Raw genomic sequence first — 21,662 nt, forward strand, 5'->3', positions numbered from 1 at the left:
AGCGGCTCTCCTTCGGGAGCTGGATGTCGTCAAATACGGAAGACCAGTATGAAAGTCCTCACAGATGATGAGATTAACGTTGAGTACGCTCACGTCAGGGCAGTAGACGAAGGGCGTGTGGGACCAGATAGAGCAAATTATCTTGCGTTAACGGACGCTGATTTTGAACTTCTCCTGTACAGCATCTATCGAGGGCGTGCATCTGAATTGTCGTGGTACAGCACTGCTCGCTTGATGGTCACAGGAGCTGATCAAGGGCGGGATGTTTGGCTCACGAAGGATGAGCGACCAGTTGGGCTTATTCAGTGCAAAAAGGTTAAGGCTGGTTTCACCCGTCCGGACACGCTCCGTGAGGTAATCAAGTTCCTTCTAAATGCCGTGCTTGAGCCGGCGCTTATGCCGGACCTGGCCGGTTTCCGATTTATTCTTGCACTTGCTTCAGATCCTGCCAGCACTACAACCGATTTTTTCGATGCGCCACAGACTTGGCTAACTGCCAATGAAACAGTGCTTTTAGGTCTGGCTACCGACGTCATTAAAAAGTATGAAGCATTCTCGATGCTGAAGATCGAGGCTGTCATGCCAGTCATCAGGACTGCCCTGAAGAACCTGAAATATGAGCTTCTTAGACCAGTCGACCTCGACGCGTTACTGGAGTGCATCCCTGCTGTCCGTCAGCGGTTTTTCAAAGTTCAACTTGTCGTGGCTGTGGAGGATGCCGAGGCCATGATTGAGGCTCGGTTCGCTGCAGTTGGCTTGGTCTCAAAGAGCACACAAACATTCAACAGAGCTGATGTTGAGGAAGACATCACGCGCGGGTCGCGCGGTCTGGCCGACTGGCCTCAACTGATTTGGGGGCAGCATATAGAGCGGCCAGAGTTCGACGATCTGATCCAGCGGATCAATCGGCATCCTGCAGGCTCCACGCTGGTCGTCGGAGGAGCAGGGACTGGGAAGTCAGCGCTTCTCGCTGAGCTGTATTGTGCCCTCAAAGCCCGCGGCCAGACTGTGCTAGCGATAAAGGCCGACATGCTTAGCCCTAATATTGTGAATTTCGCCGACCTCGCTCGCGATCTTGGTATGTCAGGTGATATCGAACAGGAGCTTCTCTCGCTGGCGGTTGAAGCCCCGGTTGTGCTGATCATTGATCAGCTTGACGCTGTCAGTGAAGTAATGGACCAGAGTTCACAGCGCATGCAGGTCTTACTTCGCCTTGCGTCTCGGCTACAGGAGGCAGAGAGTCAAGAGGGCAATAAACTTCCCATTCATGTCATCGTTTCTTCGCGACCATTTGAGGCGAAGTTCGACGCTCGATTTAGGTTGCTTGATGCGGATGAGTTACTACTTACTCTTCCTCCGTTCGAGCAGATATCCACACTGCTTGGTGAGCTCGGTATCGACTCCACTGTCGTGCCGGATAGTATCAAAGAGGCACTGCGTACACCTTTTGCTCTCGGTATATACGTCGATCTTGCCAAATCTGGCTTGAATCCTGCGGATTTTACGGCAGCAAACTTACTTGATCGATGGCTCGACAAAAAACTACCTGTAGGGGCCGCGCGTGCTTCTTGTCTGGCGTTCTTGCGCCAGCTCGCAGCTGACATGACGCAGTATGAGAGCCTCTGGCGGCCGGCCGCTTACTATGACCCGGACTACAGCGAGATGCTGCGTTGGGCCGAGTCGATTGGCATCGTCATCCGTGAAGACGCCAGCATTGGATTCAGTCATCAGTCATGGCTCGATGATTTCCAAGCTAAGACACTCCGAACCGCACAAGAGTTGGCTGATTACGCATGGAGTCGCCAGGAAGGGTTATTTGCGCGGGGAACAGTCTTGCGCGGCCTTGAGCACATGCGAAGGGTTGATATGGCTTCCTATGAGGTGTCTATTCGCTTGTTGCTACCAAACCCCAAGACACGCAGACATTTGCGCCATCTTGTGGCCGATTATTTGGCGAGTGCTGATGATCCGAGCGTAAGTGATATTGCTTGGGTCGATTGGATGGCGCGTAACGATCATGCACTTGCGAATCGGGCATTCAGGCAGGTAGCGATAAGATGGCCGCGCTGGAGGGCAGGGCTCCTGCCGCTCCTGCCTTTTCTTATGCAGGACGAGAAGCATCGCTGGAATGCGACTATGTTGCTCGTTCGAGAGGTTGCGGAGGACCCAAGTCACGTCATGGATCTGGTCGATCGCTATTGGTCAGATGCTTCACATGACGGAGACGTGTTTAGTCTCTGTGAGCGTTCTGGGATTGCGTCCAATCGTGCAATCGCTCATGTCCGTAAGATATTCAGTCGAACGGCGCTGGCAGATTGGGCGATATCCCACTACGCCAAAGCTTTGCATGAGAGCGGTAATACCCGCGTTGCTTTGGATATCATCTCATTTTGGGCTGAGACACAGACTGGGAATCAGCACAACGGCATCACAGTTTATGATGTTGAAAAGATTGCGGCAGCCGCACCGCTATATTGTGCCGAACGGCTCCTGCCCTGGTTTGTCAGAGTAGCATCGCGAGAGGTTGGCGATGGACGTTTTGGGCATAGGTATCCGCAGTCAATATCTATTCCATATGATTGGAAATATGACTCTGGCGAGGGCCATTTGACGCAGCTTCTGAGGAATTCGCTCGAGAGGGTAGCAGTATCCGACCCTGTAGGTGTGAGCACCTTACTTACTAGTGTTGTTGATGTAGAAATTGACGAGGTCCAGTCGCTAGTTGCCGACACTTTGGCAGCAAATCCGATACTTCTTAATGAGCATGCACTTGCTTTTCTTTTTGCGGATCAGCGACGACTTCATCTGGGTAGCGACATGTTCGACGATGAAAGAAGTGTTGGTCAGATAATCTGTGGCTGGTCATCAAGCAATCTGATCGCCCAGATTGTTCCCTACCTTTGCCTAGCTGACATTGAGCGTATTCGCGACTATATCGAGTCTTGGGAGCCCTGGAAAGAGGGCTTGCAGGAGGAGTGGGACCCCTCCCAGCGGAGAAACTTCCTGCGTTGGTCCGAGGAACTTCGACTGCGTTTGCTCGCCGAGCTGCCTGCACAGAGTTTGAACGCGAGGCGTCGCAGGCAGGTTGATGAATGGAGCGTCAATCAACCTAAGCTCCGCGCGATTCGTGGAGGTCGACCGATGGCGCAATTTGTTGGCTCACCCATGACCCATGATCAAATGGCGAGAGCTAGTGAGGATGCAATCTTTGCCATGCTCGATGAGGTTCATGATCATGCTGGCCACCACGGTCACCCAAAAAATTGGATGAGAGGTGGTGTCATCGAGTTGGCCAGTGCTTTTGCTGCATTCGCAAAGTCTTTTCCGGATCGTGCACTTCGCATCATTAATCGCTTCAATTCTGGTAAACATGAACGGGCTGCGGATGCAGCTATTCGCGAATTGTCAGCGATCGAAGCGGTCGATGCCTCTACGCTGAAGGCGATGATTTGGAATCTTCATATCCGTGGTTTCTCGTCGAGTGATTTTTGCCATGACGCTGCCAGTGCTATGGCTGCACTGGCAAAACGCATGAAAGGGCTCGAGGACCGTGACATCGAGATGCTTCGGAGTTTGCTACAGCGTGACCCAGAAATTTTGGCCGGAGAGGCGGTACGCCATTCGGAGCTGAACAAATCGAATCGAGAGCGTAACGAGAAGCCGAATCAGCGCCCCGAAGTCATATTGTTTGGTCGCGGTGGCGGAGGACACATCCTCCCTCAGCGCAACTTCACGTTGCTGTCAGCAATTGCTGAAGGATATTTCAATCGTGATGGTGTGGACTGTGATGGTTGGCTTGCAGAGTTAGAACTACATGTCAGTTATCCTGAGGATCCCGAAGTATGGGCGGCAATATTAATGTTCAGGTCGCATGAGCTCTGGTGGGCGGATGCCTCAAGAGTTGGCGAACTGATTGAGGCGATCTGGCGAAGGTTTCCTACCGCGTTTGAAGATGCTGCAGTAGTCCATTCATTGTGGCATCTGCGCGGTCGTATGGGGATGGCTATAAAACAGGAGATAGTTAATTTCTGGCTCAGGCATAGCAATAATAAACTCAAACAGATTGGTGGTGAGTTCTCTGCAGCTAGCTTGATTGTCGATAACGCTGCTTCTGGTGAGATGGGCGATATAGTCGAAGCGGTGATGGCAGGGAGCGATATTTTTGCCAAGTGCGGCGTGTTATTTGCGGCTGCTGCGGGATGGCGCGAACCTGATCGCGATATTCGAAGTCGCTCGCATGTCTACCTCATCGCTGTAGCCAGTATTGTCGGAGGTTTTGAGGCACATGCCTTATCTACGGCTTTCAATAGTGGCCAGCGATTGCCTGCCGACGAAATGACGCGAGCCCTGCTGGCGTGCATTGCCTTAAATATTGATCTGCTCAAAGAGTCTATGATGCTGCTGTTTGTACGCTCGCTTCGGCACCTGCTGCTGTATCCTGGGTTTGAGCTGCTGGTGCTTGAAATCGCAGAGGCTGCAACTGAACTTGCACTTACATCGCCAGAAAGGACGGTTAGAGGGATGCATGACGGCGAATTTATAGAGCTTGTGATTGCACTTCAGCGCTCACCAATAGAGATTAAAACTCGTGCGATGACTATCTATGAGCGTCTGCTTGACGCTGAGGTTTATGGCGCAGAGGACGCAGCAGCATTTGCTTTGCGCCGTTGAGTAGCCCCGCCTGGTGCCTTGGAAGGCGAACTATCCTAGCGATACGGTCCTTTGGAGAGGTAATTCACCCTAATAGTATTTTCATGGTTTTGGAATTATATGTGCCTTTAAATCCATAAATTATTTGTATGAGCGCGTCTTATTTATAACTGCGTGGAAGTCATTAGATTATCCGGCACTGATCTACGCCAATTAGTAAGGAAGACCCTGAATACCGCTTAATTACGGGCTTTTGGCTTTTTGGGTCTGGCAAATTCTGGCAGTTTTGTGCGTCGCCAAGCACGGTGTTTATACGGCGTGATTTATCAGACGAGCCGAGCCTGCGAAATATCCAGCGCTGCTTCACCTGCTTCTCTTCCAATTTTTCGAGAGCATCAGACAGCCTCTGAGTAAACTTCAGACTTGGGTAAAGCGATCATTTGCCGCCGCCGTAACCAATGACGCCGTCCTTCGTCGACCGCAAAGCACCTCATTTGAAACTGATCTGAAGTTCGAGGAAAATCGTTACGGAAAATCCGCTCAAAGGCCCCCCGAGCCCCTAACTTTGACGCCGGGGCATCCAGCAAAAAGATTCAATATCCGCAGCCGCAAAAACTAAGGATCCCCTTCATGAAATCCCGATTTCCTTACAGTTCATCCTTTCTGATCATATTGTCGCTGACAGGATGCGCAGCGAATATGGACGCTGCACAGCACCATCAGCCTGGAGAAAGTGCGCTTTACGGTAGCTGGCATGTTGCAGGTGTAGCGGTATCAGACTCGGGCGTGCAGGCACTGGGGGATGATGATCCGAGCTTTATGGGGCGACGTCTCAGTTTCAATCACGACCAGCTTGCATGGAAGGCGTCGGCAAACTCGACGGAAGATGTGTGCAAGGGGCCTGTTTTTCATAAGCTTCCGCCGATCAGTGGAGCTGAACTAGAGCCACAACTCCATAAGCTTGGTATCGAAAAAGCCGACCGCTATAGCGTTGAATGCAAATCTGGAAGCTGGGGTCCTTTTGATAAAGAAACGCCGGCATTTTTCTTGGCACAGGATGGGGCGTTAGCTCTTTCCTGGTATGACGGCGGACTGCTGAAGCTGGTGCGCGACTGACCACGGAAGGGGCGCGCTGCAACCTGTGAGGCCTTGGCAGGGCGTGATTTTCGCGCCCGCGAGCATACGGAGGAGTGCACAGTGGCCTGCACCGTGACATGGCTGAGACTGTCTTTTCAGAAAGTCTCAGCCACTGCCTCCACCGGCCAGTCAGTTATCCAGCAGAAGCGACACAACACCCATCCAATCAAGCAAAGAACTCACCTGCCTCGATAAATATTCGACTCCGGCTTCTCATAAAACACCGTCTCACCCGGTGTCCGATCCATCACATCAATCAGCTTGAGCCAGGTATCCAGGTCATCCGTGCTGATCTTCGTGTCGCGCTTGTCTTTCTTCCAGAGGTTATCCAGCAAGTCGAAAAAGCCTTGGTCACTAAGAATAAACTCGGCCGCAGCCTTTTCCTTCTCGTCGCCACCACTCAGAATCTTCTCGAAGTCCTTTTTGCTGACGATATCGTCCTTGCCGTTCCATTCGTCCCACTTCTCGCGGATGGTTTCGATCTCTTCCTTGTGCGCGTCGTAGTACGCCTTGTTGTAAACGTCCATCGGCAAGCCGTTGGTATTCTCGCCAACGATGCCGTTTTTGTCTTTATGCACGCTTTCGTCCAGGCGGATCATCGACGAGCCCTGATCCTGTGGGGTTTCCTGGAAGTGTTTCCACTCTTCGGTCTGGTAGTCGAAGATGCTTTGATCGTCCGGTGCATCCCGGCCTTCATATTCGTAGAAGCTGTAACGCCCGTATTCAAGCTTGTCGCCCCAGTCGTCCTGCGCGAAGCCCAGTTCGGCCTGATCCTTGAACCACTGGCCTTCCTTGTCGGTGGCCTTTTGTTTCTTCTGATGATCGACGAACACGCTGATGATGCCAGTAATGATCCCCAGGCCTGCCGTCACCAGAAATAGCGGCGCGGTTGCTCCAGCAATGGCGCCGATAGGGCCGAGCAAACCGGCGATCCCGATCCCGGCGGCTGCTGTGCCCGCCACACCTGAAACAATTTGCAGGCTGCCATTGGCAATTGCCAGATCGCTGTCGGACTTGATGCCATCCTTTATGGCGATCCCGCCCATGACGATATCGGCGATGCTCATGATGTCCGGTGCTACGCCGAGTACCTTGACCACTGTCCCGGCAATGCGCGCCGATACACCGGGCACCACCTTGTCCGCCCCGTCCGGTGCAGCACTCTGAACGCCTTGTGCAACAGATTGTGGGTCTACCAGGCCCGCACCCCCTGCATTACCGGCCACGGCCTGGCCGACCGAGTTGCGCATGTTATCGACGATGTCATCAGCCGGTATCGGTTGATTATCGGCTTCGAGCATCACGTTGATCGACTCGCGATCGATCTCGTCGCTGCCAAGCATTTCACTCAGGTTGACGCGATCGTTTTCCGCCGGGACCGGCTGACCGTTGCGCTCCAGCTGGTCCTCAATGCCGGCAGCAAACGCTTCACGGGTTGGCGGGGTGATGTCTTGTGCGACGAAGCGCTGCACGGCATCGTCGTAGAGTTCGTACAACGAGTCGCTGTAGCTGGCGTAACCGGAGCCGGAAGCAGAGTCCGGAACCGGCGTGCTGGCAGCACGCTCCACCTCGACGGCCATATTGTTCAGGCTTTCAGCATCCAGGGCGGGGAGGTCGACTGATGCGCGCTGAGAATTGATGCTCTGCACCACCGCATCCTGATCGATATTCAGCCTCAGATCTTCGGCCAGTTCGTTCAGATTGCCGTACTTCGAATAATCTGCGGGCGGAGTGCCGCCAGATCGGGTCACGATCTCGTCCAGCAGTTCGCGACTGACGTCCTCGGAAAGCGAGCCGGCGTCGTTGACCTCATTGATCAGGCCAATCTGATCCATTACGTCGCCGATACTGCTACCTGCTCTGATGCTGTGCAGCTCATAAACGCTGTCCAGTCGGTTCTCCAGACCGTCCGCAACGTCTGGTACGTTATTGGCAGCCTGCGCCGTTTCAATCTTTTTGCCCCACAAACCTTCCTTGCCCCAGATCTCCGGGACGCTCTTGCTCAGCCCGAGCAAATCCGCAGTTTTGGTGTGGGTCATCAAATCAAAGATGCCAGTCTTTTCAAACTGCGCACCGGAGCCCAGGAAGGTGATGAAGTCCTTGGCGATAGCCAGGCGTTCCAGTGGATCATCAGCAAGTTGGCCGTTCTTGGCCGTCAGCATATAGATAGCGCCACCGAGAGAGGTGAAGCCCGCAGCGGTGCCGAATACGCCGCTCTGATTAAGTTTACCGATGGCTTTCTTGAAGCCTTCCTTGTCTTCGGCACCCACGTATTTACCTGCCAGGTTTTCCTCGAGCTGCGCCTGAGTCATTTCGCCTGATTTGACCTTGTCCACCTGGTCCGAAAAATCGCTGAGTTTGGTTTTGTCCTGTAGCAACTCGTTGATGAATTTCTCGATCGTCTCCTGAGTACGGCGGGGTATATCCGCCATACCTTTGATCCCCTGTTTGAGTGCAGAGAAAATGTCCTTCAGGGCCAGCTCTTTATATTCGTCCGGGATACCGCCAGGGTCGGCCATCAACTTATCGACTTCGGCCATGACGCTGTTTTTCTGCAGCTCATTCTGGGCGTCTTTCGCCAATTGCGGATCGAGAAGTTCCAGGCTGGAAAGCAGGCGGGCTACATCGGATTGTCCTTCGGACTTTTTACCGGCCTTGTCCAGATCAGCGAGGTAATCGACAAACTCGCTGCTGACCAACTTGTCATGCAGGTCCTTGGCCAACGCTTCCTTATCGCCACCGCTGACTTTCTCGATGGCCGCGTCCATCTCGGCCTGATATTCCTTGCCGATCTTGTCCTTCTCGCCATTGCCATTGGCAAACAGCTCCGTCAACGCCTTATCGATGTTATTGCCGTCGAGGATGTCCTGCATATCGGCGCTTGTCAGGGTTTCGCCCTCGCTGTCGAACCTGCGCCAGGACTCGGCGCCGCGAGGCTCTTCGATATAAGGCGTGATGGTGCGTCCACTTTCCATACCGGCCTTGGCCTGGATCGCCATGACCAGTTTGTAAACGTCGCTGTTCTTGTCGACTTTCTTGTCGTCGACCAGCTTCTGATACTTGTCCATCAGGTTTTTGGTGGCCAGCTCGACCACGGTCAGGTCTTCGGAGTCCTTGTCTTTCTCGTCAGACTTCACGCCTGTGGGTTTACTGAGAATATCCAGTTCGTCGAGATTGCCCAGGCCGTGTTCGTCACGGATCTTCTGCACGTCGCCCTGCACCCCGGAACTGCTCTTGTCGGCAACCCGGTCATACAGCTCCTTGTTCTGATATTCGGAGACCACGTATTGCTTGCCGTCGCGGCTCTCGAACTCGATCACGCCGTTACCCAGTTCGTCCTTGGTGCCAGCCTTGATGATGTCGTGATCCGCGACATAGACGTTCTCGTCTGCCACTTCGCGCCCGTTGTTATTGACGCGGTTTTCCACGGTAACGCGCGAGAGGCCCATTTGCTGAGCCGCAGTGAACAATTCCGGTGTGAGTGATTTTGAAACAGTGACCTTCTCACCATCCTGTTTGACGTAAGTGACCACCTCGGCTGTTTCCAGCTGACCTTGCCATTCAAAGTTCTTGATATCGCCCCACGCAGGTATCTCGGTGTTTCGATCTGCGATTGGGGTCCCGTCGGAGATGGCTTTTTCGACCAGCGATTTCTGTGTCGGAGACTGGCTCAGGTCATCGAGTTGTTTGAGAAACTGATACAACTTCGGATTAGTCGACGCCGCCACAACAACACCTTGCCCATCACGCTCGTAACGCATGTCACCTTTGTCCGTGACCGAAACAGTGGTGCCCTCAATCGGCGGCCATTGCTCGTTGTCGGTTGCGGTGCGGTCTGGCTTTTTCTGCTCATCGCCTTTGGCGGAAACGATGCTGCGCTTAAGCCTCGACTCGAAATCTGCAAGACCTTCGCGAGGGAGCGTGTCGTTTTTGGGCGTGATGTTCATGAGCGCCTCGTCAGTTAAGGCGAGCCTTGAAAGGTAAGGCCGCAAGAAAGCGAAAAAAGGAGTTCTTCGATTCTTACTGCGATCACCTGCAAATCGTTGTGAAAAGTTGTGAAACGTTGTGATAACGGTCAGTGCGATAGTGGCGTTGTCACAGTCCTGCAGATGGGTCTGAATATCCGTTGGAAGTGCCAGCGTGAGCAGGCACTGGATGCTTTTTATCAGCAGCCCATCGCTGAATACTGCCAGGAATAGCCCTGCATCGCGCGTGGCACTGTTGGTGTGTAAGGTGTTTGGCATGCAGGAAGAACTGGGGTATTACCGCGCCCATCTACCGCTTGATGCAGAGCCGGCGTATAGCGAATGGCTGCAGCGGGTTAGTCAGTCATAGCGGTTGATCGATGCAAAAAGCCGGAGCGGGTGTCACTGCCTTGCCCGGCTTTTTTACGCCTCGACTTCAGTTCGTGGTATCTGCCCTTATCTTTACGCAAATGCAGGTGTATCGTATTCGCCCCTCGCATTTGCTCGCAGATGCGCTCAGTTGTCGTTTTTGAGGTTGCGCCGTTCATGTCCTTTACCCGTCGTCAAATCCTTACAGGCATCGCCGGTCTGGCCGTCATAGGCCTTGGCGCGGGTGGGGCCTCGCGTTACTGGATGGGGCGGCGCGAGTCGGAGGCCGGTTCGGACTTCGTGCTGATCGCCGCTCCGCTGGATGTGGAACTGGTGGCGGGACACAAGACACCTGCCTGGGCCTTCGGCGGTTCTGCGCCGGGCACTGAGTTGCGCGTGCGCCAGGGCGAGTGGCTGCGGCTGCGCTTCATCAATCAGTTGCCGGTCGAGACGACCATTCACTGGCATGGCATCCGCTTGCCGCTGGAAATGGATGGCGTGCCGTATGTGTCTCAGTTGCCGGTCAAGCCGGGAGAATACTTCGATTACAAATTCCGTGTGCCGGACGCCGGTAGCTACTGGTATCACCCGCACGTCAGCAGCAGCGAAGAGCTGGGCCGCGGGCTGGTCGGGCCGCTGATTGTCGAAGAGCGCGAGCCGACCGGTTTTGCCCACGAGCGTACGGTCAGTCTGAAAAGCTGGCACGTGGACGAGCAGGGTGCCTTTACCGAGTTCAGTGTGCTACGTGAAGCGGCGCGTGAGGGCACGGCGGGGCGGCTTTCAACGCTGAACGGTATTTCGCAGGCGGTGATTGAGTTGCCTGCCGGGCAGATCTCACGCGTGCGCTTGCTCAATCTCGACAATACCGTGACCTACCGCCTCAACCTGCCGGACGCCGAGGCGCAGATCTATGCGCTGGATGGCAATCCGGTAAAGCCTCGTCCCTTCGGTGACGAATACTGGCTGGGGCCGGGCATGCGCATCTGTCTGGCGATCAAGGCTCCGCCGGCGGGCGAGGAGATCTCGCTGCGTAACGGCCCGGTGCGCCTGGGTACGTTCCGCTCGGTCGCCAATAATGACGCGCCCGGCCAGTGGCCGCCCGAGCTGCCGGCTAATCCGGTGGCCGAGCCTGATATGGATAACGCCGAGAAGATCAATTTCAACTTCGAGTGGGTGGGCTCCATGTCGGTCAACACCGACAATGGCAAGCCGCCCAGCCTGTGGCAGATCAATGGCGAAGCGTGGGACATTACCGACAAGACCTGCGCCGATCGGCCTATCGCCAGGTTGAAGCTCGGTAAAAGCTATATCTTCGAACTGAAGAACATGACTCAGTATCAGCATCCGATTCATTTGCACGGCATGAGTTTCAAGGTGATCGCCTCCAATCGGCGTAAGATCATCCCGTACTTTACTGACACGTTCTTGCTGGGTCGTAACGAGCGGGCGCGAGTGGCGCTGGTGGCGGATAACCCTGGTGTATGGATGTTCCATTGCCACGTGATCGATCACATGGAAACCGGCCTGATGGCCGCCATCGAGGTGGCATGATGCGGCAACCGCAGATCATCGACCGCAGCAAGGATCAGTACTTCATGCGTGAAGCGCTGGCGCTCGCCGCGCAAGGCGCACTGTTGGGTGAGGTGCCTGTCGGGGCAGTGCTGGTGCAGAACGGCGAGATCATCGGTCGCGGTTACAACTGCCCGATCAGCGGCAGCGACCCGAGCGCGCATGCTGAAATGGTCGCAATTCGTGATGCCGCCAAGACGCTGGACAATTATCGCCTGCCGGGCAGCACGCTCTACGTAACGCTGGAGCCGTGCAGCATGTGCGCGGGGCTGATCGTGCACTCACGCGTGGCACGTGTGGTCTACGGGGCGCTCGAGCCCAAGGCGGGCATCGTGCAGAGCCAGGGGCAGTTTTTCAGTCAGGCATTTCTCAATCACCGCGTGCTGTTCGAAGGCGGGGTGCTGGGCGAGGAATGCGGGACGATGTTGAGCGAGTTTTTCAGAGTGCGCAGGGCAGCCAAGGACGCTGGCAAAGACAGCGTTTAGAGCGCAGATTCGTCCGTGCTGCTGGAGGAGGGGACGGGAGAGGCTGGCGGGACGGGCGGTTGGGTCTTGTCGACGCCAGGAACGTGCAGATTGCCATCGGCGACCTGACTTCCTTCAAGCTGTGGCTGCGTCACCCAGGTCAGAATGTCGTAATAACGGCGAATGTTGGCTACGAAATGCACCGGCTCACCGCCTCGGGCATAGCCGTATCGTGTTTTGCTGTACCACTTCTTCTGTGCCAGACGCGGCAGCATTTTTTTCACGTCGAGCCATTTATCAGGATTCAGCCCCTCATTCTGGGCCAATTTGCGCGCATCTTCGAGGTGGCCGCTGCCAATGTTGTAGGAAGCGAGAGCGAGCCACGTACGATCCGGCTCTTTAATCGAGTCGTCCAGCTGATCTTTGATGTAGGCAAAATACTTCGCCCCGCCCTGAATGCTCTGGCGTGCATCCAGCCTGTTGGATACGCCCATGGCTTGCGCGGTGTTCTGGGTGAGCATCATCAGGCCGCGCACGCCGGTTTTCGAGGTCACGGTCGGCTGCCACATCGATTCCTGATAGCCGATGGCGGCCAGCAGTCTCCAGTCGACCTGTTCTTTCTTGGCCGATGTCTGGAAGTGTTTCTCGTATTTGGGCAGACGTTCCTGAAGGTGCTGGGCAAAGGTGTAGGCACCCACGTAGCCGAGTACGTCGACATGGCCGTAGTAGCGGTCCTTCAGGCGTTGCAGCGTGCCGTTCTTTTCGACCTTGTCGAGGTAGGCGTTGATTTCTTTGAGCAGGCTATTGTCTTCACCCGGCGCTACGGCCCAGCGCTGTGCGCGGGCTTCGCCCAGGTCGAAGGCCACGCGCACATTGGGGAAGTAGACCTGATTCATTGCCAGCTCATTGGAGTCGACCAGGGTCAGGTCGATCTGGCCTTCGTCGACCATGCGCAGGAGATCAACGACCTCGACCGCGTCAGATTCTTCATATTCAATGCCGGGATTCTGCGCCTTGAGCGCCGCCAGTTGCTCGGCATGCGCACTGCCTTTGAGCACCACGATGCGCTTGCCCACCAGATCGCCGGGATCGGTCGGCCGTGACTGGCCGTTGCGATAGACCACCTGAGGGGTGACTTCCAGATAGGAATGCGAGAAACGCGCCTGCAATTTGCGCTTTGGCGTCTCGATCAGGCCGGCGGCACCCAGTACCGGACCGCCCGGTTTGTTCATCTGGTCGAAAAGATCGTCCAGATTGTCAGCCGTTTCTATCTTCAATTCGACGCCCAGGTCCTCGGCAAAACGCTTGACCAGCTCGTATTCGAAGCCGGTTTCACCGTTGCGATCCTGGAAATAAGTCGCCGGGCTGTTACGAGTGATCACCCGCAGTACGCCGTCCTCCTTGACTCGCTCCAGTGTGGTGGGTTTTTCCACACAGGCGCCGAGCATCAGGAAGAGTCCGGTTGCGATGAGCCATTTGGCGCAACGTGGGCGGAAATCTGGTTTGAAGAACATCGGTGCAGTATACGCAAAGCGCACCGGGCGCCATATCTCGACAGTGAAGCTTGCGTCTGATAGGCGAGTGGCTTTTATGGGCATTTCCGGAGTTTTTTTGCGTGGGGCGACATTCGGGCGCAGCGGATGCCGCCGTTTTGGGTGATCAAATGCCCGGTTTAGGCTAGAATACGCGGCCTCAAAGCACACCCCCTTCTCGAGGCTGTCCCGAAGATGTTGATCCTGCGCGGTGCTCCTGCCCTTTCTGCTTTCCGCCACAGCAAATTACTAGAACAACTGAAACAAAAAGTTTCAGCTGTCAGTGGCTTGTACGCCGAATTCGCCCACTTCGCTGACGTCAACGACGTTCTGACCAGCGAAGAACAGCAGGTTCTCGATCGCCTCCTGAAATACGGCCCCAGCGTGCCGGTTCAAGAGCCGAGTGGCCGTCTGTTTCTGGTGTTGCCGCGTTTTGGCACCATTTCACCCTGGTCGAGCAAGGCCAGCGACATCGCTCGCAATTGCGGTCTGAGCAAAATCCAGCGCCTAGAGCGCGGGATTGCCTTCTATGTAGAAGGCCAGTTCAGCGAGACCGAGGCCCAGGCAATCGCCGACAGCCTGCACGACCGCATGACGCAACTGGTATTGGGCGACCTCGAGCAGGCTGCCAACCTGTTCAGCCACGCTCAGCCCAAGCCGCTGACCGCTGTGGACATTCTGGGTGGCGGTCGCGCGGCACTGGAAAAAGCCAACGTCGAGCTGGGCCTGGCCCTCGCCGAAGATGAAATCGATTACCTGATCACCAGCTTCAATGGTCTGGGGCGCAACCCGCACGACATCGAGCTGATGATGTTTGCCCAGGCGAACTCCGAGCACTGCCGTCACAAGATTTTCAACGCCAGTTGGGACATCGACGGTCAGAGCCAGGAAAAAAGCCTGTTCGGCATGATCAAGAACACCTACCAGATGCACAACGAAGGCGTGCTGTCCGCATACAAGGACAACGCTTCTGTGATCGTCGGTAACGTCGCCGGTCGTTTCTTCCCGGACCCTGAAACCCGTCAGTACGGCGCGGTTCAGGAGCCTGTGCACATTCTGATGAAGGTCGAGACGCACAACCACCCGACCGCCATTGCGCCGTTTCCTGGTGCAGCGACCGGCTCCGGCGGCGAGATTCGCGACGAAGGTGCAACCGGTCGCGGTGCCAAGCCCAAGGCCGGGCTGACCGGTTTCACCGTCTCCAACCTGCGGATCCCCGGTTTCGTGCAGCCTTGGGAGGTGCCGTACGGCAAGCCCGAGCGCATCGTGACGGCGCTGGACATCATGATTGAAGGCCCGCTGGGTGGCGCGGCGTTCAACAACGAGTTCGGTCGTCCGGCGCTGACTGGCTATTTCCGTACCTTCGAGCAGTCCATCACCACACACCACGGTGACGAGGTTCGTGGTTACCACAAGCCGATCATGCTCGCGGGCGGTATGGGCAACATCCGTGAAGATCACGTCCAGAAGGGCGAGATCACCGTGGGTTCCAAGCTGATTGTACTGGGTGGCCCGGCGATGCTGATCGGCCTGGGTGGCGGCGCGGCCTCCTCGATGGCAACCGGCACCAGCTCCGCAGACCTGGATTTCGCTTCGGTTCAGCGTGAAAACCCCGAGATGGAGCGTCGTTGCCAGGAAGTCATCGACCGCTGCTGGCAGTTGGGCGACCGTAACCCGATCAGCTTCATCCACGACGTCGGTGCCGGTGGTCTGTCCAACGCCTTCCCTGAACTGGTCAACGATGGCGATCGCGGCGGACGTTTCGAACTGCGTAACGTACCGAATGACGAGCCGGGCATGGCCCCGCTGGAAATCTGGAGCAACGAATCCCAGGAGCGTTACGTGCTGGCCGTTGGCGTCGAGGATTTCGAGCGCTTCAAGGCTATCTGCGAGCGCGAGCGCTGCCCGTTTGCGGTTGTCGGCGAAGCCACGGCAGAGCCGCAACTGACCGTTACTGACAGCCATTTCGGTAACAGTCCGGTAGACATGCCGCTGGAAGTCCTGCTGGGCAAGGCGCCGCGCATGCACCGCTCGGTCTCCCGCGAAGAAGAGATCGGCGATGATTTCGATCCAAGCACGCTGGACATCGAAGAAAGTGTGCAGCGCGTATTGCGCCACCCGGCAGTCGCCAGCAAAAGCTTCCTGATCACCATCGGTGACCGCAGCATTACCGGTCTGGTCGCTCGCGATCAGATGGTCGGTCCATGGCAGGTGCCTGTGGCTGACTGCGCCGTCACCGCCACCAGCTTCGACGTCAACACCGGCGAAGCCATGGCAATGGGCGAGCGTACTCCGCTGGCGCTGCTGAATGCTCCGGCGTCGGGCCGTATGGCGATCGGCGAAACGCTGACCAACATCGCGGCCTCGCGTATTGAAAAGCTTTCTGACATCAAGCTGTCGGCCAACTGGATGTCGGCGGCTGGCCACCCTGGAGAAGACGCGCGTCTTTATGACACCGTGAAAGCGGTGGGCATGGAGCTGTGTCCGGAACTGGGGATCACCATTCCAGTGGGCAAGGACTCGATGTCCATGAAGACCCGCTGGAGTGACGAGGGCACCGAAAAGAGCGTGACCTCGCCGCTGTCATTGATCGTGACGGGCTTTGCGCCAGTGGTCGACATCCGTCAGACCCTGACGCCCGAGCTGCGCATGGACAAGGGCATCACCGACCTGATCCTGATCGATCTGGGTCGTGGCCAGAACCGCATGGGCGCCTCGATTCTTGCGCAGACTCACGGCAAGCTCGGCCGAGTCGCTCCGGACGTCGACGACGCTGAAGACCTCAAGGCCTTCTTCGCCGTGATTCAGGGTCTCAATTCCGACGGTCATATCCTGTCCTATCACGACCGTTCCGACGGTGGTTTGCTGGTCAGCACGCTGGAAATGGCTTTCGCCGGTCACTGCGGTTTGAACCTGCATCTGGACGGTGTGGCCGACAACGTTTCCGAACTGAGCGCGATCCTCTTCAACGAAGAGCTGGGTGCGGTCATCCAGGTGCGTCAGGACGCTACTCCACTGGTGCTGGCGCAATTCAGCGCGGCCGGTCTGGAAGACTGCGTGGCAGTGATCGGTCAGCCGATCAACAACGATGAAGTATCGATCAGCTTCCATGGCGAGCCGGTATTCAGTGGCCAGCGTCGTCTGTTGCAACGTCAGTGGGCCGAGACCAGCTATCAGATCCAGCGCCTGCGTGACAACGCCGAATGCGCGGATCAGGAATTCGATGCGCTGCTGGAAGAGGACAATCCGGGCCTGACCGTCAAGCTGGGCTTCGACGTCAACGAAGATATCGCCGCGCCGTACATCAAGACGGGTGTTCGTCCTCAGATTGCCGTTCTGCGCGAGCAGGGTGTCAACGGTCAGGTCGAAATGGCGGCAGCCTTTGATCGTGCCGGCTTCAACGCAATCGACGTGCACATGAGCGATATCCTTGCCGGTCGTGTCGACCTGAACGACTTCAAGGGCATGGTCGCCTGCGGTGGCTTCTCTTACGGCGACGTATTGGGTGCCGGCGAAGGCTGGGCCAAGTCGGCATTGTTCAACAGCCGTGCGCGTGATGCGTTCCAGGGCTTCTTCGAGCGTTCCGACAGCTTCACGCTTGGTGTGTGCAACGGTTGCCAGATGCTGTCCAACCTGCACGAGCTGATTCCGGGCAGCGAGTTCTGGCCGCATTTCGTGCGTAACCGCTCCGAACAGTTCGAAGCGCGTGTGGCTATGGTCCAGGTTCAGGAGTCGGCGTCGATCTTCCTGCAGGGCATGGCCGGTTCGCGTATGCCAATCGCCATCGCGCATGGCGAAGGGCACGCGGAGTTCCGCAGTGACGATGCACTGCTTGAAGCTGACGTTTCCGGCACCGTGGCACTGCGCTTCGTCGACAACCACGGCAAGGTGACTGAAACCTACCCGGCCAACCCGAACGGCTCGCCACGCGGTATTGGCGGCATGACCACCCTCGACGGTCGTGTGACCATCATGATGCCGCACCCGGAGCGTGTATTCCGTGCAGTGCAGAACTCGTGGCGTCCTGAGGACTGGAACGAGGACGGTGCCTGGATGCGCATGTTCCGCAACGCGCGGGCCTGGGTTAACTAAGGCGCGTGTACAAGCTCGCCTTCTTCGTTCCGCCGAGCCATGTGGACGAGGTCAAGAACGCCGTATTCGCTGCTGGTGCAGGGCGAATCGGCGCTTACGATCACTGCTCGTGGCAAGTGCTCGGCCAGGGCCAGTTCCGCCCGCTGGATGGCAGTCAGCCATTTATCGGGCAGAGCGGTGTGGTCGAGTCGGTAGAGGAGTGGAAGGTCGAGCTGGTCGTCGCTGACGAACTGATTCAGCACGTGGTGGAGGCTCTCAGGCAGAGCCATCCCTACGAAACGCCTGCTTATGAAGTATGGCGGCTGGCAGAGTTCTGAAGTTGGGCGCAGAGCGTCCGGAAATGCATCACCACGCTGGAGCGTGGGGACGATAACCATCGCTCAGAGTGTCTCGCGGGAGCGAGCTTGCTCGCGAATGCGCAACGCCGTCTATTCAGGGCCGAATTTCGATCATCGTCCCGTCTTTCACCAGATCCCATATTTCCCGCATGTCGTTGTTCTTCAGCGCGATGCAGCCGTTGGTCCAGTCCAGCGTGTGGAAATACCATTCCGGATACTCTTCATCCACCGGTGTGCCGTGGATCATGATCATGCTCCCCGGTTTTACGCCTGCGGAACGTGCGCGTGCCGAGTCCGAGATATTCGGGTAGGAAATGTGCATCGACAGGTTGTAGTTATTGCTGGGCTTGCGCCAGTCGAGCCAGTAGAAACCTTCCGGCGTGCGTTGATCGCCTTCCTGCAGCTTGGTGCCCTTGGGGTTCTTGCCCAGTGAGATTCGGTAGGTCTTCAATGCCTCGCCACCGCTGATCAGCTGCAATTGGCGCACCGACTTTAGCACCAGCACCTTGTCGATAGGCTTGCTGGCGATACTCTCGGTATTGATGACCTTGTTATTGATGATTTTCTGTTCGCTGCCCTTGGGCACGATAGTTTGAGTAAACGCGGCCTGCGAAAGCGGCATGAACGACATGCAAAAGAGTGCGAGCAACCAGCGCATTACGATTTCCCTGAAGATACTTCTTTAACAAAAGCGCCGATGTTGTGTGCGACCCTGGCTTTCAGGTGTCCAGCAACGGACGTGACGGGGGAAGGGCGCTGGTATGAACCGGGTAGGTCTGCCGACGCCGATCCGCAAAGAAGTATTCTAGGGTACGCCCGACTGTCATGAAAGCCAGGTCCGACCACGGAATGTCGGCTTCGTCGAATAACTGCACTTCCAGGCTCTCGATGCCTGCGGCGAATGCCTCATTCGCCATCTCCCCGCGATAGAACACATGCACCTGATTGATATGCGGCACATCGATCAAGGTGTACAGATGCAGTTCGCTCAGGGTGGCGCAGGCTTCTTCCATGGTTTCGCGCCGTGCAGCCTGTTCGATGGTTTCGCCGTTTTCCATGAAACCGGCCGGCAGCGTCCAGAAACCCAGGCGCGGCTCGATGGCCCTGCGGCACAGCAGGACCTTGCCGCCCAACGTCACCAGGCAGCCCGCAACGATGTTCGGGTTCTGGTAATGAACGGTGTGGCAATGCTCGCAGACATAGCGCAAACGGCTGTCGCCTTCGGGAATGCGCTGGATAACAGGGTTGCCGCACTGGCTGCAAAATTTCATGGGATCAGTCGATAGTGAACGCAGTCGCTATCTTGGCCTGTCGTGCGGCGGCTCGGCAACCCTCAGTATGACCGGAGTTGTCCTACAAGGGCTTGGGCGCAGCGTTGCTTTGGTGCATGATGCCAGACAGGCAACAAATCGAGATTTCCCATGCTGGATGAGCTACTTCGCCGTGTAGTCAGTCATACGCCAGAAACCCTCGACTCGGATCGACAATTCCCCGAGGCGGCTGTTCTGGTGCCGATTACCCGCAGCGAGCAACCCGAGCTGATTCTGACCCTGCGCGCCAGTGGCCTGTCGACGCATGGCGGTGAAGTGGCGTTTCCGGGTGGCCGCCGCGACCCGGGCGACCCCGATCTGATTTTCACGGCGTTGCGCGAAGCCGAGGAGGAAATCGGCCTGCCTCCCGGGCTGGTCGAGGTGATCGGGCCTTTGAGTCCGCTGATTTCCAAGCACGGTATCAAGGTCACGCCTTATGTGGGGGTGATACCTGACTTCGTCGAATACCAGCCCAATGACGGCGAGATCGCTGCCGTATTCAGCGTGCCGCTGGAGTTCTTTCGTCAGGACACGCGCGAGCACACTCACCGTATAGATTACGAAGGCCGCAGCTGGTACGTGCCCAGTTACCGTTATGGCGAGTACAAGATCTGGGGGCTTACCGCGATCATGATCGTCGAGCTGGTCAACGTGCTGTACGACACCAGAATCAGCCTGCATCATCCGCCCGAACGCTCGACGATCTGAGTCGCTGGCACCTGAAGCGTCACTGTTTATAGTTCGTCCCCATGAGTACGACCCGCCCGAGGAGGCTGCATGAAATTTCGCCTGGGAGAATCCCGTGTCCAGACCGATCCGCAGAGCTGGGTGGCTCCCAATGCGACGCTGATCGGCAATGTCAGGCTCGAGGCCGGCGCGAGTGTGTGGTTCAACGCGGTGTTGCGTGGCGACAACGAACTGATTCACATCGGTGAAAACAGTAATGTGCAGGACGGCACGGTGATGCACACCGACATGGGCTCGCCGCTGAGTATCGGCAAAGGCGTGACCATCGGCCACAACGCCATGCTGCATGGCTGCAGTGTTGACGACTACAGCCTGATCGGCATCAACGCGGTCATCCTCAACGGGGCGAAGATCGGGAAATACTGCATCATCGGCGCCAATTCTCTGATCGGAGAAAACAAGGTCATTCCTGATGGTTCGCTGGTCATGGGGACACCGGGTAAAGTGGTGCGCGAACTTACCGATGTGCAGAAGCAGATGCTGGAAGCCAGCGCAGCCCATTACGTACACAATGCCCAGCGTTACGCCCGTGACCTAGCGGTGCAGGAAGATTGATGAGCACTGATACCCCGATCGAAAAGCCGGTCCGCTCCCCCTGTGTGAGTATTTGTGCACTGGATGAGCAGGATATATGCACCGGTTGCCAGCGAACCGTCACCGAGATCACCCGCTGGAGCCGCATGAGCAACGACGAGCGGCGTGTCGTGCTCGGCCTGTGCGACGAGCGCGCCAGAGCCAGCGGCCTGATGTGGACGGTTGGCGGGGCACGCTGATGTTCTGATGGCCTTGTAGCCGCGAACAAGTTTGCTCCTACAGGTTATCCGCGAGCTTTTGTAGGCGCGAACTTGTTCGCGAAGAGGGCGGTGCAGTCGATGCATTTGCTACGTCAGGAATAACGCTTTCGTTTTCGCTTGGGCGCGGCTCTTGCCCGTGTTTGCTATCATTGCCGCTCGCTTGCACAGGCCCAAACCCTCCATGCTTTTCCTGATCGCTTACATCAGCAGTGTCGTGCTGATCAACTTCGCCTTTTCCAGTGCGCCGCACCTGGACATGATCTGGTCTGCCTGGGGCGGGCTGGTGTTCGTGTTGCGGGACATGGTGCAGATTCGCTTTGGCCATGGCGCGATCATTGCCATGCTGGTGGCGCTGGTCCTGTCCTATGTCACCAGCGACCCCACCATCGCACTGGCCAGCGCCACGGCGTTTGCGGTTTCCGAATGCATTGACTGGCTGGTGTTCAGCATTACCAGGCGTCCGTTGCGTGATCGGTTGTGGATCAGCTCGGCACTCAGCATTCCGCTGGATACCTTTATCTTCTTCGGCATGATCGACGCCCTGACAGCGCCGGTCGTGCTCACCGCGCTGCTATCGAAGTTCGCTGGCGTGACCATTGTCTGGATGATCATGGCCTGGCGGGCGCGCAACAGTGCGTGTCCGGGCTGAGCGCCCATTTGCCGGGGCTTCGTGGTAAATTGCGCGCCTTTCTCCA

Annotated in this window: 13 protein-coding genes and 1 pseudogene; 10 read left to right on the forward strand and 4 right to left on the reverse strand. The window is 56.7% G+C overall.

Features of this window, described 5'->3' with window-relative positions:
* The first annotated feature begins 48 nt into the window (after positions 1-48).
* Positions 49-4,671: an NACHT domain-containing protein gene (locus PCPL58_RS08635; RefSeq protein ID WP_232002908.1), complete on the forward strand. Its 4,623-nt coding sequence runs from the start codon at positions 49-51 to the stop codon at positions 4,669-4,671.
* 609 nt (positions 4,672-5,280) lie between these two features.
* Positions 5,281-5,766, forward strand: coding sequence for a hypothetical protein (locus tag PCPL58_RS08640; protein ID WP_054080736.1), 486 nt, complete (start codon positions 5,281-5,283; stop codon positions 5,764-5,766).
* A gap of 200 nt (positions 5,767-5,966) precedes the next feature.
* On the opposite strand, the gene PCPL58_RS08645 is transcribed toward PCPL58_RS08640, so the two are convergent.
* The gene (locus PCPL58_RS08645) at positions 5,967-9,734 is read right to left on the reverse strand and encodes a hypothetical protein (RefSeq protein ID WP_065349241.1); all 3,768 of its coding nucleotides are present in this window, start codon (positions 9,732-9,734) and stop codon (positions 5,967-5,969) included.
* Between the two features lie 564 nt (positions 9,735-10,298).
* Here PCPL58_RS08645 and PCPL58_RS08650 point away from each other — a divergent pair.
* Both PCPL58_RS08650 and tadA read left to right on the forward strand, forming a co-directional pair.
* Positions 10,299-11,672, forward strand: coding sequence for a multicopper oxidase family protein (locus tag PCPL58_RS08650; protein ID WP_065351025.1), 1,374 nt, complete (start codon positions 10,299-10,301; stop codon positions 11,670-11,672).
* A complete protein-coding gene (gene tadA, locus PCPL58_RS08655) occupies positions 11,672-12,175 on the forward strand; it encodes a tRNA adenosine(34) deaminase TadA (RefSeq protein ID WP_065351026.1) in 504 nt (167 codons plus the stop codon). Before PCPL58_RS08650 ends, tadA begins: the two co-directional genes overlap by 1 nt.
* On the opposite strand, the gene mltF is transcribed toward tadA, so the two are convergent.
* Positions 12,172-13,668, reverse strand: a complete 1,497-nt coding sequence (mltF, locus tag PCPL58_RS08660) for a membrane-bound lytic murein transglycosylase MltF (protein ID WP_083188348.1) — start codon at positions 13,666-13,668, stop codon at positions 12,172-12,174. The genes tadA and mltF overlap by 4 nt on opposite strands.
* 213 nt (positions 13,669-13,881) lie before the next feature.
* Between mltF and purL the strand changes: the two genes are divergently transcribed.
* Positions 13,882-17,778, forward strand: coding sequence for a phosphoribosylformylglycinamidine synthase (purL, locus tag PCPL58_RS08665; protein WP_065349242.1), 3,897 nt, complete (start codon positions 13,882-13,884; stop codon positions 17,776-17,778).
* Between the two features lie 5 nt (positions 17,779-17,783).
* Positions 17,784-18,095 carry a YqfO family protein gene (locus PCPL58_RS08670; RefSeq protein WP_044309228.1) on the forward strand — a complete coding sequence of 104 codons (312 nt, stop codon included), beginning with the start codon at positions 17,784-17,786 and terminating at the stop codon, positions 18,093-18,095.
* A 115-nt stretch (positions 18,096-18,210) separates the two neighbouring features.
* Here the strand turns inward: PCPL58_RS08670 and PCPL58_RS08675 are convergent.
* Both PCPL58_RS08675 and PCPL58_RS08680 read right to left on the reverse strand, forming a co-directional pair.
* Positions 18,211-18,633, reverse strand: a pseudogene (locus PCPL58_RS08675) (L,D-transpeptidase family protein); the annotation flags it as partial.
* 202 nt (positions 18,634-18,835) lie between these two features.
* Positions 18,836-19,387, reverse strand: coding sequence for an NUDIX hydrolase (locus PCPL58_RS08680; protein ID WP_010428262.1), 552 nt, complete (start codon positions 19,385-19,387; stop codon positions 18,836-18,838).
* A 150-nt stretch (positions 19,388-19,537) separates the two neighbouring features.
* On the opposite strand from PCPL58_RS08680, the gene PCPL58_RS08685 reads away from it, so the two are divergent.
* The 4 genes from PCPL58_RS08685 to PCPL58_RS08700 all read left to right on the forward strand — a co-directional run bounded on the left by PCPL58_RS08685 (position 19,538) and on the right by PCPL58_RS08700 (position 21,616).
* The gene (locus tag PCPL58_RS08685; protein ID WP_003365012.1) at positions 19,538-20,134 is read left to right on the forward strand and encodes a CoA pyrophosphatase; all 597 of its coding nucleotides are present in this window, start codon (positions 19,538-19,540) and stop codon (positions 20,132-20,134) included.
* Positions 20,135-20,203: 69 nt separating this feature from the next.
* The gene (locus PCPL58_RS08690) at positions 20,204-20,728 is read left to right on the forward strand and encodes a gamma carbonic anhydrase family protein (RefSeq protein ID WP_003433434.1); all 525 of its coding nucleotides are present in this window, start codon (positions 20,204-20,206) and stop codon (positions 20,726-20,728) included.
* A complete protein-coding gene (locus PCPL58_RS08695; RefSeq protein ID WP_003365002.1) occupies positions 20,728-20,946 on the forward strand; it encodes a DUF1289 domain-containing protein in 219 nt (72 codons plus the stop codon). The genes PCPL58_RS08690 and PCPL58_RS08695 overlap by 1 nt, the downstream gene beginning before the upstream one ends.
* 202 nt (positions 20,947-21,148) lie before the next feature.
* Positions 21,149-21,616, forward strand: a complete 468-nt coding sequence (locus tag PCPL58_RS08700; protein WP_003365000.1) for a hypothetical protein — start codon at positions 21,149-21,151, stop codon at positions 21,614-21,616.
* The last annotated feature ends 46 nt before the right edge of the window (positions 21,617-21,662 follow it).

The sequence above is a fragment of the Pseudomonas cerasi genome, from assembly GCF_900074915.1.
GTDB classification, from domain to species: Bacteria; Pseudomonadota; Gammaproteobacteria; order Pseudomonadales; family Pseudomonadaceae; genus Aquipseudomonas; species Aquipseudomonas cerasi.

Excerpts from the sequence above, each read along its gene's own strand:
- PCPL58_RS08700 (WP_003365000.1), top strand. The coding sequence starts at position 21,149 with ATGCTTTTCCTGATCGCTTACATCAGCAGTGTCGTGCTGATCAACTTC.
- PCPL58_RS08635 (WP_232002908.1), top strand. The coding sequence starts at position 49 with ATGAAAGTCCTCACAGATGATGAGATTAACGTTGAGTACGCTCACGTC.
- purL (WP_065349242.1), top strand. The coding sequence starts at position 13,882 with ATGTTGATCCTGCGCGGTGCTCCTGCCCTTTCTGCTTTCCGCCACAGC.
- PCPL58_RS08640 (WP_054080736.1), top strand. The coding sequence starts at position 5,281 with ATGAAATCCCGATTTCCTTACAGTTCATCCTTTCTGATCATATTGTCG.
- mltF (WP_083188348.1), bottom strand. The coding sequence starts at position 13,668 with ATGTTCTTCAAACCAGATTTCCGCCCACGTTGCGCCAAATGGCTCATC.
- PCPL58_RS08695 (WP_003365002.1), top strand. The coding sequence starts at position 20,728 with ATGAGCACTGATACCCCGATCGAAAAGCCGGTCCGCTCCCCCTGTGTG.
- PCPL58_RS08685 (WP_003365012.1), top strand. The coding sequence starts at position 19,538 with ATGCTGGATGAGCTACTTCGCCGTGTAGTCAGTCATACGCCAGAAACC.
- PCPL58_RS08680 (WP_010428262.1), bottom strand. The coding sequence starts at position 19,387 with ATGAAATTTTGCAGCCAGTGCGGCAACCCTGTTATCCAGCGCATTCCC.
- PCPL58_RS08650 (WP_065351025.1), top strand. The coding sequence starts at position 10,299 with ATGTCCTTTACCCGTCGTCAAATCCTTACAGGCATCGCCGGTCTGGCC.
- PCPL58_RS08645 (WP_065349241.1), bottom strand. The coding sequence starts at position 9,734 with ATGAACATCACGCCCAAAAACGACACGCTCCCTCGCGAAGGTCTTGCA.
- PCPL58_RS08690 (WP_003433434.1), top strand. The coding sequence starts at position 20,204 with ATGAAATTTCGCCTGGGAGAATCCCGTGTCCAGACCGATCCGCAGAGC.
- tadA (WP_065351026.1), top strand. The coding sequence starts at position 11,672 with ATGCGGCAACCGCAGATCATCGACCGCAGCAAGGATCAGTACTTCATG.